Origin of the sequence: Lacticaseibacillus salsurae, from assembly GCF_045862175.1 — a bacterium.
GTDB lineage: Bacteria > Bacillota > Bacilli > Lactobacillales > Lactobacillaceae > Lacticaseibacillus > Lacticaseibacillus salsurae.
On the sequence record NZ_BAAFZI010000031.1, the window covers coordinates 1 to 12,102 of the forward strand.

At 49.4% G+C, this 12,102-nt stretch carries 10 protein-coding genes and 3 tRNA genes; 12 read left to right on the forward strand and 1 reads right to left on the reverse strand.

Annotated features, from left to right (window positions below):
- The first annotated feature begins 527 nt into the window (after nucleotides 1–527).
- Nucleotides 528–600, forward strand: a tRNA-Thr gene (locus ACKTSG_RS09385).
- 386 nt (nucleotides 601–986) lie between these two features.
- Here ACKTSG_RS09385 and ACKTSG_RS09390 read toward each other — a convergent pair.
- The gene (locus ACKTSG_RS09390; RefSeq protein ID WP_407894140.1) at nucleotides 987–1,394 is read right to left on the reverse strand and encodes a hypothetical protein; all 408 of its coding nucleotides are present in this window, start codon (nucleotides 1,392–1,394) and stop codon (nucleotides 987–989) included.
- A gap of 51 nt (nucleotides 1,395–1,445) precedes the next feature.
- Between ACKTSG_RS09390 and ACKTSG_RS09395 the strand changes: the two genes are divergently transcribed.
- The 11 genes from ACKTSG_RS09395 (at nucleotide 1,446) to gatC (ending at nucleotide 12,102) form a co-directional block, all read left to right on the forward strand.
- Nucleotides 1,446–1,949, forward strand: coding sequence for a hypothetical protein (locus ACKTSG_RS09395; RefSeq protein ID WP_407894141.1), 504 nt, complete (start codon nucleotides 1,446–1,448; stop codon nucleotides 1,947–1,949).
- 272 nt (nucleotides 1,950–2,221) lie between these two features.
- Nucleotides 2,222–3,691 carry a peptide MFS transporter gene (locus tag ACKTSG_RS09400; protein ID WP_407894142.1) on the forward strand — a complete coding sequence of 490 codons (1,470 nt, stop codon included), beginning with the start codon at nucleotides 2,222–2,224 and terminating at the stop codon, nucleotides 3,689–3,691.
- Nucleotides 3,692–3,813: 122 nt separating this feature from the next.
- On the forward strand, nucleotides 3,814–4,617 hold the full coding sequence (locus tag ACKTSG_RS09405) for a metallophosphoesterase (protein ID WP_407894144.1): 804 nt from the start codon (nucleotides 3,814–3,816) through the stop codon (nucleotides 4,615–4,617).
- Between the two features lie 67 nt (nucleotides 4,618–4,684).
- A tRNA-Tyr gene (locus ACKTSG_RS09410) sits at nucleotides 4,685–4,765 on the forward strand.
- Nucleotides 4,766–4,773: 8 nt separating this feature from the next.
- Nucleotides 4,774–4,845: transfer RNA gene (locus tag ACKTSG_RS09415), tRNA-Gln, on the forward strand.
- Between the two features lie 249 nt (nucleotides 4,846–5,094).
- Nucleotides 5,095–5,895, forward strand: a complete 801-nt coding sequence (gene proC, locus ACKTSG_RS09420) for a pyrroline-5-carboxylate reductase (RefSeq protein ID WP_407894146.1) — start codon at nucleotides 5,095–5,097, stop codon at nucleotides 5,893–5,895.
- Between the two features lie 68 nt (nucleotides 5,896–5,963).
- Nucleotides 5,964–6,665 (forward strand): GntR family transcriptional regulator, encoded by a 702-nt coding sequence (locus ACKTSG_RS09425; RefSeq protein WP_407894148.1) that lies wholly within the window; start codon nucleotides 5,964–5,966, stop codon nucleotides 6,663–6,665.
- A gap of 121 nt (nucleotides 6,666–6,786) precedes the next feature.
- On the forward strand, nucleotides 6,787–8,247 hold the full coding sequence (locus ACKTSG_RS09430; RefSeq protein WP_407894150.1) for a nicotinate phosphoribosyltransferase: 1,461 nt from the start codon (nucleotides 6,787–6,789) through the stop codon (nucleotides 8,245–8,247).
- Between the two features lie 191 nt (nucleotides 8,248–8,438).
- Nucleotides 8,439–10,316, forward strand: coding sequence for a diguanylate cyclase domain-containing protein (locus ACKTSG_RS09435; protein WP_407894152.1), 1,878 nt, complete (start codon nucleotides 8,439–8,441; stop codon nucleotides 10,314–10,316).
- A 105-nt stretch (nucleotides 10,317–10,421) separates the two neighbouring features.
- The gene (locus ACKTSG_RS09440; protein ID WP_407894154.1) at nucleotides 10,422–11,372 is read left to right on the forward strand and encodes a phosphoglycerate dehydrogenase; all 951 of its coding nucleotides are present in this window, start codon (nucleotides 10,422–10,424) and stop codon (nucleotides 11,370–11,372) included.
- Between the two features lie 433 nt (nucleotides 11,373–11,805).
- On the forward strand, nucleotides 11,806–12,102 hold the full coding sequence (gene gatC / locus ACKTSG_RS09445) for an Asp-tRNA(Asn)/Glu-tRNA(Gln) amidotransferase subunit GatC (protein WP_407894156.1): 297 nt from the start codon (nucleotides 11,806–11,808) through the stop codon (nucleotides 12,100–12,102).

Genomic DNA, 12,102 nt, shown 5'->3' on the forward strand with positions numbered 1-12,102 from the left:
GCTAGCTTTTGGTTTCGTCGCTTAGAGCATAGCACGGGTAGCCTTATAGGTGCCCTATTATTTTGTCATTTAAAACGGGCCTACACTCTTAGCGTTGGATTTCTCCAACACCAGAAAGTGTAGACCCCTTTTTTTGTCCCCAGTGCTTTTCAAAGCGCCTTTAGCCGTAGCTAGCTGTGTCGGCGTTGCTTTGAAAAGCACGACGCCACTAGTGTCAATTCAAAGCGCCCTTAGCTGACCAGGTAGCCTAGCATCAGGGTTTGAACCGCATTTTGGCTCAGGTCCTATTGCGTAGCTAGCTGTGTCGGCGTTGCTTTGAAAAGCACGACGCCCAAACATGATCTAGCGTGCTTATTTGAGTCATATGTTGCCGCGAATTTGCTGTTGAAGGGCATTGAATCGACTCTGTGTTAAAAACCAAGACGTTGGCGCCATTATTGATGCGAAAATTGCGAGAAAACCCGTCAAAAAGGCCTTTACAGCCTGTTTGGCGTCCTGTATAATTACTATTGTTGTTGAAACGACATGCCGTCTTAGCTCAGTTGGCAGAGCACTTCATTCGTAATGAAGGGGTCGCTGGTTCGAATCCAGTAGACGGCATTTTTCTCAAATCACGGCACCTTGGCGACATCAAGAATACCGGCAAATCAACATTTGAGCCTTTCCTAATTTCGATTAGGGAAGGCTATTTTTGACTTCGACAAACTGATGAGCACGCGCGTTTCATCCGCTTTCAAGGATGAAACTTATTCGAATAGTGACGCGTCATTCTGTTAAGTGTGATTGTTTGCGAACTATCGAACAATGGTGCCCTTCACGTGAGGCACAGACTTGCCAGTCTCGATGCAAAGTCGACGCTCAAGGATAAGGCGGCATGACGAAGCAAGTTAGGTGAAACCCATCCCAGTGACCTGAGGCTCTTGGCTCTTTGACGACGAACATGCCCACAAAAATACCGCGTGGTTAAACGCGGTCACAAAAGCTTTTTAGCGAAAACGCAGATCGTTTTTCGGTGGTTCTGGGGCGGCGATGATCGGTGGGGCTTGCCAGTAGTAGATGTCGACGTTTTTGGTGTCGTAAATGTGGTAATCGATGCTGAGTTCGTTCAAGCTATGCTGCATGATCGAAAAATATAGTGGCAGTGGCGCTTTTTCTAAGCCGGCAGCCACGACCATCAAGTATTTGGCCATGTCGGCAAACACCGATTGGGTGATCGGGGTGGTGATTTTAAAGGTGAGATCGATATAGCCCAGATCTGCGGTGTCGCGCGTGTAAGTGGCTTTTTGCAAAGGAAAGCCGCCGAAATTACCGGCTGTTTTCAACACATCCACGACATGGCGCAATTGGGCAGGTTCGAAGGCGGGTTTTTGAAACATCAAATGCCAAGTCGCCAAAGGAATCACTCCTATCTGTGTTATAATTCATGCTATCTGGAGGTGAGCACGTTGATGAAAAAAATCTGGATCATGGCTGTGCTTGGGGTGGCACTGGCGGGTTGTGGGCAAAAAAAGCCCAGCGCCACGGCGTCATCTAAGCCAAAAACCGTTATCACTACCAAGCAGTATACCACGACGCAATTACAAAAACGTTACGTCAAAATCGTTGATGCAGTGGTCACACCGTTAGATCTGGCGTCATATTCCAAACCCACTGCCACGATCAAACAAGCGGCAGCCACTGGCAAGCAACAAATCGCAGATGTGCAGCTGCAACTTGCCAGCAACAGCGGCCAACCAGCGCTGAACAGAGCGCTAGAACACTTAGGCAAAACCGCCACGGCGATGCTCACGCAAATGGTGGGGCAAGATCAACAAACCTATAACGCGACCGCCAAGGATTTCTTGAGCCAAACCAGTACCATTGCCAATACTTATTTTAATGGGAAGTTGCCGACGAAGCTGAAAGTTTATAGTCAGCGCATGAATCATGATACCAGCAGTCGCAACTAACTGCACCAGCCGAAGCCTTCCAGGTTTCGGTTTTTTTTGGCGGCAACAGCGCGTTCATCATTTTCTCACCAAAAACGGCAATGTGTCTAAGGATGATGAACACACGTTGAACCAACGCGGTAACAAGGCGCTTTCATGAGAAAGTTTGCGGCGATTTGTCATTAGATTCCTGCTGGCGTATAATGGAATAATGATTCGTCGCTATTTTGAGGGAAGTAGCGCGATCGTCACTAGGTTTGGTTACGAATTCCTAGTGAGAGGTGTTTTTTCAAATGAACCAAAAAGCAAGCGACCACTCGTTCCTCGGTCATCCGAAAGGCTTATTGACCTTATCGATGACCGAATTCTGGGAACGATTCAGTTACTACGGCATGCGCGCCATTTTGATCTACTACATGTATTATGCCGTGACCAAAGGTGGGTTGGGCTTTGACAAGCCGACTGCGCTGTCGATCATGTCGATCTACGGCTCATTGGTATACTTAAGTTCCACCATCGGCGGGTTTATTTCCGACCGATTGCTGGGCAGCCGCAAAACCGTGTTTTGGGGCGGCGTGCTGATCATGATCGGACATCTCGTGTTGTCATTGCCATTTGGCGCTGGCGCGTTGTTCGCATCGATCGGCTTGATCGTGATCGGGACTGGCTTATTAAAGCCCAACGTGTCTGAAATGGTCGGGTCTTTATACCCTGAAAATGATGCACGTCGGGATTCTGGCTTCAGTATTTTTGTCATGGGGATCAACTTCGGCTCATTGTTGGCGCCGATCATTGTGCCTTGGGGCCAAGCCCAATTCAACTTCCATGTCGGCTTTTCGTTTGCCGCCATTGGGATGTTTATCGGTTTGATCTATTATGTCATCGCCGGCAAAAAAACCATCAATCCCAAAGACAATGTGGCCCCAGACCCAATTTCGCCTGACGAATTGAAGCCATTAGGGCTGAAAGTCTTAGCCGGTTTAGTGGTGCTGGCCGTGATCTTAGGGATCATGGGGGCCACTGGTACTTTCAATATTCCCAATATCATTACCTTGATCACAATTGTGGCCATCGGCGTGCCGGTGTGCTATTTTGTCGCCATGTTGCGCTCGAAAAAAGTCACGAAAACCGAGCGTTCTCGCGTCTGGGCGTATATCCCGTTGTTTATCGCTGCGGTGATCTTTTGGGCGATCGAAGAACAAGGCTCAGTGGTGTTGGCAGTGTTTGCCGCTGACCAAACCAAGCTGAGCATTTTCGGTCATGCCATTTTGCCTGGGAACTTTCAATTATTGAATCCACTGTTTATTTTGATCTATGGCCCGATCTTCGCTTGGTTGTGGGTGCGCTTAGGCAAACGCCAACCAAGCTCACCAAAGAAATTCAGCTATGGCTTGGTATTTGCCGGATTGAGTTATTTGGTGATGGTGATCCCAGTGATGATGTTTGGCACTAGCACCCGCGTATCGCCATTATGGCTGGTATTGTCATGGGCCATCGTCGAAATCGCTGAAATGTTGATCTCGCCGGTAGGCTTATCCGTGACCACCAAGCTGGCACCCAAAGCTTTTGCCAGTCAAATGATGAGTATGTGGTTTTTGGCCGACGCTGCGGCTCAAGCCATTAACGCCCAGATCGTTAAGCTCTACTCCCCAGCAACTGAAGTGATGTACTTTGCTGCAGTGGGGATCGCGTCGATCGCGTTTGCCGTGATCTTAGGCTTCATGGTACCGCGCATCGAAAAACTCATGCAAGGGATCAACTGATCGCTTGCAAAACGCCTTGGCGCCCCGATCAACATCGCGGTTCCAAGGCGTTTTTGTGTTGGTAAGACGCGACGGTGAACTGACGCATTTAGGTTGTGGTAAACTAACTTAGAGGTGAGCCGATGAAAATTGCAGTCAGTGTGGATAATCATTTAGACGTCAACAAATTGCCGATCAACGAAGTCGTGGCGCGCCAAGCGGCTTATTTAACCGCGCAACACGCCGCCGGCTACTTTAACGCTGGCGACACGTTTAATGACTTCACCAAAAGTGTGGCGTTTTTCCAAAACTTACAAGCGCATGTGGCGTTTCCGGTCCGCTGGTTGGCTGGCAATCACGATTTGGTCAATGGCGCTTCCTACGAACTCGCGCAAAGCCACGCTGATGCGCTGTATTTTCATGAGCAAAGCCTGAAACTCAACCACACGGTGATCATTGGCAACAATGGTTGGTATGATTATTCGCTGGCACCAACTGACTTGCATAAAACTGATGCGGAATTTGCCCAATGGAAGCGCGCCTATTGGATCGATGGCGCGATCCCGCAACCAGTTTCCGATCGTGAGCGGATGCAGCGGGTGTTGACTACCACCGCCCAAGCTTTAGATAAAGCCAAGGGTCAAGCGGTGATCTATTTGACCCATTTCGTCCCGCAACCGGCGTTTATGGTGTATGCGCCAAAGCATCCGCATTGGCAAATGGCCACAGCGTTAATGGGCTCTAAGCACTTAGGGGCGCTTTTAGAAGCTCGCGGCGTTGACGCCGTGGTGTTTGGACACTTTCACAAACGCGATGTGCCGCAAACTATCGCCCATACCACTTATTATCATCAGCCGATGGGGTATGGGTTGCATCGCTTGAATGAATGGGATGGCAGCGATTGGTTTGAAGAATGGCGCAAAACGCTGGTATGGCTTGAAGTTTAGCGAGATTTTTTGCAAAAAAGGCTTGCGTCAGCTCGGAAAATTTTGTATATTATTAAAGTTGATTGACGGAGGATTAGCGAAGAGGCTAAACGCGACGGACTGTAAATCCGTTCCTTCGGGTTCCTAGGTTCGAATCCTAGATCCTCCATATATCACTGGGGTATAGCCAAGCGGTAAGGCAACAGACTTTGACTCTGTCATGCGCTGGTTCGAATCCAGCTACCCCAATCAAGCGACTCATCGGCCAGATGGGTCTTTTTTTAGCATCACTGATAAAGCGCATACATTCATTGCTCTGAATGTGCAGGTGCCGCATGTAGGCAAACCTGCATGAGCGGCCTTGTCAGCAAACCAGCCAACGCCAAAACCAATTCGCGAAAAAATGCGCGTTGACAGTGATTTTGGCTTAGACCAATCTTGACAGGCGCCATGGTTATCGGTAAATTGGAGACAATAACACAAACGGAGGGCTTTTTGATGAAATTAGGGTTCATTGGCGCCGGCAACATGGCGCAAGGCATTATTGACGGGTTGTTGAAAGCACATACTTTTGCCCCGGCAGATATCGTGATCCATGGCGGACATGCGGCCAATTATGAAGCCTATGCCCAAACGTCTGGCGTGCAAACCGTGGCGTCAAACACTGCGGTGATCCAAGCTTGCGACGTGGTGGTGCTGGCGGTCAAGCCGCTAATGGCCCAAGACGTCATTGAAGAGATCAACCCTGCCATACAAGCCAAAACCACGCCGCTGTTATCCTTGTTATCTGGGGTATCGTTGTTGCAGATCGAAGGCTTTTTAGGCACCAAAGACTATCCGCTGATCCGGGTGATGCCAAACTTGAATGTGGCGATCAATGAAGGGATGACGGCGTATGCAGCCAACCCAGCGGCGGCTGACATCAAAGCAACAGTCGTGGCTTGGTTTGATGATCTGGGCGAAACCATTGAACTGGCGGAAAAGCATTTTTCCACGTTTGTGGCGTTGGCAGGGTCTAGCCCAGCGTTTGTTTACATGTTTATCGATGCTTTAGCGCGCGCTGGGGTCAAACACGGCTTGACCAAAAAGCAAGCCGATAAGATCGCGGCGCAAGCAGTGTTAGGTTCTGGTGCGATGGTGTTGCAAAGCCCAGAGTCGCCTTTTGACTTGGTGGACAAAGTCTCTAGCCCTGGTGGTACCACGGTGGCCGGCTTGTTGGCCATGCAAGCAGCCGGCTTTATGCCGTCAGTGGTGGCAGGGGTCGATGCCACCATCGCCAAAGACCAAGAGGAACAATAGGCGGTTGCTTTTTTGGTCTATACCGGTTATCATGAGCAGGTAGACCAATCAGGAAAGGACGAGTTGCTGTGGAATTCCCAGTATATATTCAAATTCATAATGCCTTGCGCGAACAAATCGAAGCCGGCAAGTGGCAGATCGGTGATCGCATTCCTAGCGAACGCGAATTGGCGGCCAGCTACCAAGTGTCGCGGATGACGTTGCGCCAAGCGATCCAAACGTTAGTCGATGAAGGCATTTTGGAACGCCGCGTGGGGGCAGGGACATTTGTGGCCAACCGCAAAGTGCAAGAAAAAGTTTCTGGGGTCACCAGTTTTTCTGATGTGATGGTTGCCCAAGGCAAAGTGCCTTCCAGCAAAACCGTGTCTTATCATGTGGCCAAGCCGTCGATTTCTGAAACCGAAAAGCTCAAACTCCCAGATAACGTGCAAGTGTTGCGCATGGAGCGGGTGCGCTATGGCGATGGCGTGCCGATCTGCTTTGAAGTGGCGACGATTCCTTTTGACTTGATCAAAGACTTCTCAAAATCTGAAGTCACCACGTCGTTTTACCACACCTTAGAGAAAAAAGGCGGCTATGTCATTGGCGGCGCCCAACAAACTGTTGGTGCCACCACGGCTAGTGAGCGCATCGCCGATTACTTAGAGATCAAACGCGCAAGTGCGATCTTGCGCTTGCGGCAGATCTCATTTCTCCAAGACGGCCGGCCATTTGAATATGTGCGCACGCAATACGCCGCTGACCGCTTTGAATTGGTATTGGAACGTTAAGAGATAAGACACCGCGTGAAGTTTTTCACGCGGTGTTTTGCTATCTGTCGTGACCCGCGGTAAAATGGTAGCAATACGAAATGAATTCGCGCACACCGCGTAAAAAGTGAAAGGTCAAAACATGACATACGAAGATGACGGGCTCGCCCTCCATACCGATTTTTACGAATTAAATATGATGTATACCTACTGGAAACAAGGCATTGCTGAAAAAAATGCGGTATTTGAAGTTTATTTCCGCGATCTGCCTTTTGGTAGCGGCTTTGCCGTATTTGCTGGGTTGGAACATGTGGTGCAGTATTTACAAAATCTGCATTTTTCCGATTCTGATATCGCTTATTTAAAAGACGTCACTGAATATCCGCAAGAATTCTTGGATTATTTGGCGAACTTGAAATTTACTGCCACAGTGCGCTCTGCTGTGGAAGGCGATTTGGTATTTGACAACGAACCGATCCTACAAGTCGAAGGACCGCTAGCCCAAGGCCAGTTAGTCGAAACCGCCATTTTGAACATGATCAACTATCAAACTTTAGTCGCCACTAAAGCGGCTCGCATTCGCGCGGTAGTTGGCGATGATCCGTTGATGGAATTTGGCACGCGCCGGGCGCAAGAAACCAGCGCGGCAATGTGGGGAACGCGCGCTGCTTTTATCGGCGGGTTCAACGCCACGTCCAATGTTCGTGCCGGCAAAGTGTTTGGCATTCCGATTTCTGGGACTCACGCACATTCATTGGTGCAAGCTTATCAAGATGACTACACAGCGTTTAAAGCTTATGCCGAAGTCAACCATGATGTGACCTTCTTAGTGGATACTTATGACACCTTGCGCTCTGGCGTGCCAGCAGCGATTCGCGTCGCTAAAGAAATGGGCGATAAAATCGACTTTCAAGGCGTGCGGATCGATTCTGGGGATATGGCGTATATCTCCAAGCGCGTGCGCCAACAACTTGATGATGCCGGCTTTACCAACACCAAAATCGTCGCGTCTAACGATTTAGATGAAAACACCATCCAAAACTTGAAAATGCAAGGCGCCAAAATCGATACTTGGGGTGTCGGGACCAAAGTCATCACCGCGTTTGATCACCCAGCTTTAGGCGCCGTGTACAAGTTAGTGGCCATTGAAGACGATCATGGCGAAATGGCTGACACCATCAAATTATCCTCAAACGCCGAAAAAGTCTCCACCCCAGGCAAAAAGCAAGTTTGGCGCATCACCCGCCATGCCAATGGGAAATCTGAAGGCGATTATGTGGCGTTAGCTTATGAAGATGTGGAAAGCTTGGAAGAATTGTACATGTTCCATCCAAACTTCACCTACATCAACAAAACCGTGAAGGATTTTGACGCGCGGCCACTGTTGCAAACGATTTTTGATCATGGGGACTTGGTTTACAAGTTGCCTGACTTAGTCGATATCCGCAAATTCGCCATGCAATGCGTCGAATCGTTGTGGGATGAATATACCCGGGTACTCAACCCGCAAGATTATCCTGTTGACTTGTCACAAGCCGCTTGGGACAACAAAATGGCGATCATTCGCCGCATCAAAGAAAAGATCAACTGGCGTCAAGCCTGATCGAAAAGCCGAAACCAGCGGCGTTGGTTTCGGCTTTTTTGTTCGCAAAAAAGGTTGAAATCGGTTTATCGCGTGGCTTGCTAAATTTTATCAAATTAATTTGTAATTTATTATGATATGGCCTATACAATTTTTTATGGTTGGGGTATTCTTGAACCAAATCAAAAGCCGTGCTTGGGAGATTTGTAACAATGACGATGAATGTTTTTGGGGTCCATGTGGTAATGGTGATGCACTTGGCAGTGGTGGCTTGGCCGCTATGGGTCGCGCAGATCCTAGTGGCGGTTTTCTTCACTTCTGGGTTTATCGGCCATTACCAAGATCTATATGACTATGCCTTTAGTGCTGAGCGCACTGCAGGCAAACGCTGGGCGGCGCGCATTGGCTTGATGGTGATGTCCATTGGCGTGGGGATGACCTTACACTTAATGGGTTATGTCGTGGGCAATAATACCGTGATGTTTCATAATGTCGGGTTATTTTTGGTGCTGTTTCCGCTACTTGATAGCGGGATCTCTTGGTGGGAAGTCGCCATTCGCGCCGGCGCATTATTATCGGTGTGGATGATGCATCATTCACAAGCGTTAAGTAGCCCACAATATGATTTAAGTTTGTTGCTTTTGGTGATCGGATTTGTGGTGATGCGGCGGTATCGCGTGTATATCCGCAAAACTTTGTGGGCATCCATCGGCATGTTTGCGTATGCTGGGATCATTTTCTGGGCGCTGTTGCCAGCATTTTCCGCACCAAGTGACCGTTTATTTATCATGATCCGCAGCATTATCATGTTTATTGCCATCGCTGGCATGGCGGCGATGCTTTGGATCCGCGAACACAACGCCGACATGAAAAATGCCCGCTTGCGCAAGTTGGCTAATTACGATCAATTGACCAATGCCAAAACTTATTCCTTGTATCAACGCGATTTGACCCATTGGTTTGATACCACCCGCGCAGCTGGGCAACCGTTGAGTTTAGTGGCGCTTGATATCGATCATTTTAAGCAGATCAATGACCATTATGGCCACTTGGCAGGCAATGCGGTATTGATCGGCGTGGCCACGACGTTGTCTGAAGTGCTTGCCCGCTTCGGCGATTCTCATCAGATCTATCGCACTGGTGGTGAAGAATTCAACATCGTTTTTCCAGACAAAAAGCCTGACGCCGTGGTGTCGATCATCACCGCCTGTTGGGAAGCTGTGCGCAAATCGCATTATACTTACGAAAACTTCGACATTGCTGTGACCTTGTCGATGGGAATGACGGCTGTGCGGCCTGAAGATACGTCCATTGACGACACTTACAAGCGCGCCGATGACAATTTGTATCTCTCCAAGCACGCCGGCCGCGACACCATCACCGTTGAAGGGGAAACGGTTTACTCACGCAACGACCAAGATATGATCGCCACGTATTCGTACTTTACTCAAGGCATCATGCAAGTGACCACTGGGCAGCCGCATCGCTATCGCAACGAGTTGTTACTGCGCTTATTTGACCATGAACATGATCGTTGGGTCCTGCCAGATATGTTTGATATTTCTGTGGAAACCCAGATCAGCTTGATTCAAAAGGCGCTGGCGATGACGTCGATCCGCCGCTTAGCCGTTAATTTGACGACGGCGCAGTTTTCAGATGAAGCCGTCGCCGAAAAGCTGTCCGCTTTTGCTACTAGCAAGCAAGGTCCAGATGAGCTAACTGTGGAAATCACCGATGTCCCAGACATTTTGACCACGCGTCAGATCACGGCGATCTACCGTGCTCATGGCGTGCGCATCGATATCGATGATGTCGGTTCAGACAACTCATATGAAGTGGTGCATGACTTGTTGCCTTATGTGGACGGGGTCAAATTTGCCATGCAAAACTTGCGCCACGACAATCCCACCAAATTGATGCGCGAGCGCATTGCCTTTTGGGTGAAAGTGGCCAAACAAACCCACTTGGACTTTATTTTAGAAGGGGTGGAAAACGCCGAAGAAGTGGCCTATGCCAAAGACCAACTCGGCGTTGAATTCTTCCAAGGGTATTACTACTCCAAACCTTCACTGCCTGATATCCAGCGCTGATGACGTCTTTGTTCCCTGATCGGAACAAAGGCTTTTTTGGTGAAGTCACTAGCGCAAATGGCGTCAACGCGATATAACAAGATTAATAAACTTCTGAGGTGCCTGATGAAAAAAGTCTTATTACCAAAAATCGCCGATGATTTGAACGATCACTATTTAGCCAAGCGTGGCTATGCCGTGGTGACTTGCGATAACCCTGGTGTAGATGAAATTTTACAACTGGCCAGCGATGCCGCTGCGATCATGATGATCTCAAAGCCGATTCCCAATTCCTTATATGCCAAACTGCCGAATCTAGAGATCTTGGCGCGCCGTGGCGTCGGCTATGACGCCATTGATGTGGATTATGCGGCAAAACAAGGCGTTTGGGTGACCAATGCGCCAGGTGCCAACGCCCGCTCAGTGGCAGAAATGGCGTTAACAGATCTATTGATGTTAGCACGGCGCATTCATGCGGTGGATCAATTGACCCGAGCAGGGGACTGGACTGGGGCGTATCAAGGGTTATTAGGTCATGAACTGCTTGGCGCTTGTGTGGGGATCGTCGGCGTCGGCCACGTCGGTCAAACCTTGGCTGATATTTGCCACGCGCTGGGGATGCAAGTGTTGTTATATGACCGTCACCCTAAAGCCGATCAAACCGCTGGTCAGTATGTGTCTTGGGACGAGTTGTTTCAGCGCGCTGATTACGTCAGCGTGCATCTGGCTTCAGTGCCTGAAACCAAGCATTGCATCAGCAGCCATGAATTTGAATTGATGAAGCCCACAGCCAGTTTGGTGAACTTAGCGCGAGGGGCCGTGGTCGACACCGATGCCTTAGTGTTGGCCTTGCAACAGCATCAAATCGCCCAAGCCGCCTTGGACGTGTTCGAACAAGAACCGCTGCCAACGACTCATCCGCTTTATCAAATGCCCAACGTGATCATTACCCCACATATCGGCGCCAATACCAAAGAAGCCAACCGCACCATGGCCATGATCGCCGCCAAACAAATCGATTTGGTCTTATCCGGCCAAAAGCCTGAGTATCCAGTCAACCATCCTGATGGTTTCTAATCTTAAGGCGACGGAAGACTTGCAAGCCTGAAGTGCGACAAAGTGGCCAGGCTTATAGGTAGGGTTCCAGGTGTAAAGGACGACCAAGTGGCCAGGGTTTACGGGAATGGGTGGAAGGTAGCCGAGGCGACATGGTGAGATTCCTGTTAGCGACTGGTCGCTTACAGGAAGCCGCAGCAAAAGATCCGGCGGGTGGCGAGCACAGCGAGACATCCCGGCTAGCTTTTGCGAGGACCCTCACCATGTCGCCTCGGCTACCTGGAGCCCATTGCCGTAAACCCTACCCGTAAACCCTACCCGTAAACCCCGCGCATAAACATCGCCGCTTTTTGGCAGGTTAGCGCACACGGTGGCTACAAGAAACGTTGATTTAATGGTAGAATTGGAAACATGAGTGTGGAAAACACACAACAATTATGAAAGCAGGGATACGATGATCTCAAAAGATAGCGTCGCTCACGTGGCTGAACTTTCGCGGTTAGCTTTTAGTGATGCAGAGCTAAACCAATTCACCAACCAGCTTGACGACATTTTAAACATGGTGGATCAACTCGAACAAGTTGATACCACAGGCGTAGCGGCCACGACGCAATCCATCCACTTGCAAAATGTGATGCGCGAAGACGTCGCCGTTAACGACACCAACACAGCAGATCTGTTCAAGAACGTGCCAACGTCAAAAGGGACCTTGATCCAAGTGCCTGCCATCATCGACAAGGAGGAAGACTAG

Bases quoted from the DNA above. Each gene is read 5' to 3' on its own strand.
- ACKTSG_RS09440 (WP_407894154.1), top strand. From the start codon at position 10,422: ATGAAAAAAGTCTTATTACCAAAAATCGCCGATGATTTGAACGATCAC.
- ACKTSG_RS09430 (WP_407894150.1), top strand. From the start codon at position 6,787: ATGACATACGAAGATGACGGGCTCGCCCTCCATACCGATTTTTACGAA.
- ACKTSG_RS09400 (WP_407894142.1), top strand. From the start codon at position 2,222: ATGAACCAAAAAGCAAGCGACCACTCGTTCCTCGGTCATCCGAAAGGC.
- ACKTSG_RS09405 (WP_407894144.1), top strand. From the start codon at position 3,814: ATGAAAATTGCAGTCAGTGTGGATAATCATTTAGACGTCAACAAATTG.
- ACKTSG_RS09435 (WP_407894152.1), top strand. From the start codon at position 8,439: ATGACGATGAATGTTTTTGGGGTCCATGTGGTAATGGTGATGCACTTG.
- proC (WP_407894146.1), top strand. From the start codon at position 5,095: ATGAAATTAGGGTTCATTGGCGCCGGCAACATGGCGCAAGGCATTATT.
- gatC (WP_407894156.1), top strand. From the start codon at position 11,806: ATGATCTCAAAAGATAGCGTCGCTCACGTGGCTGAACTTTCGCGGTTA.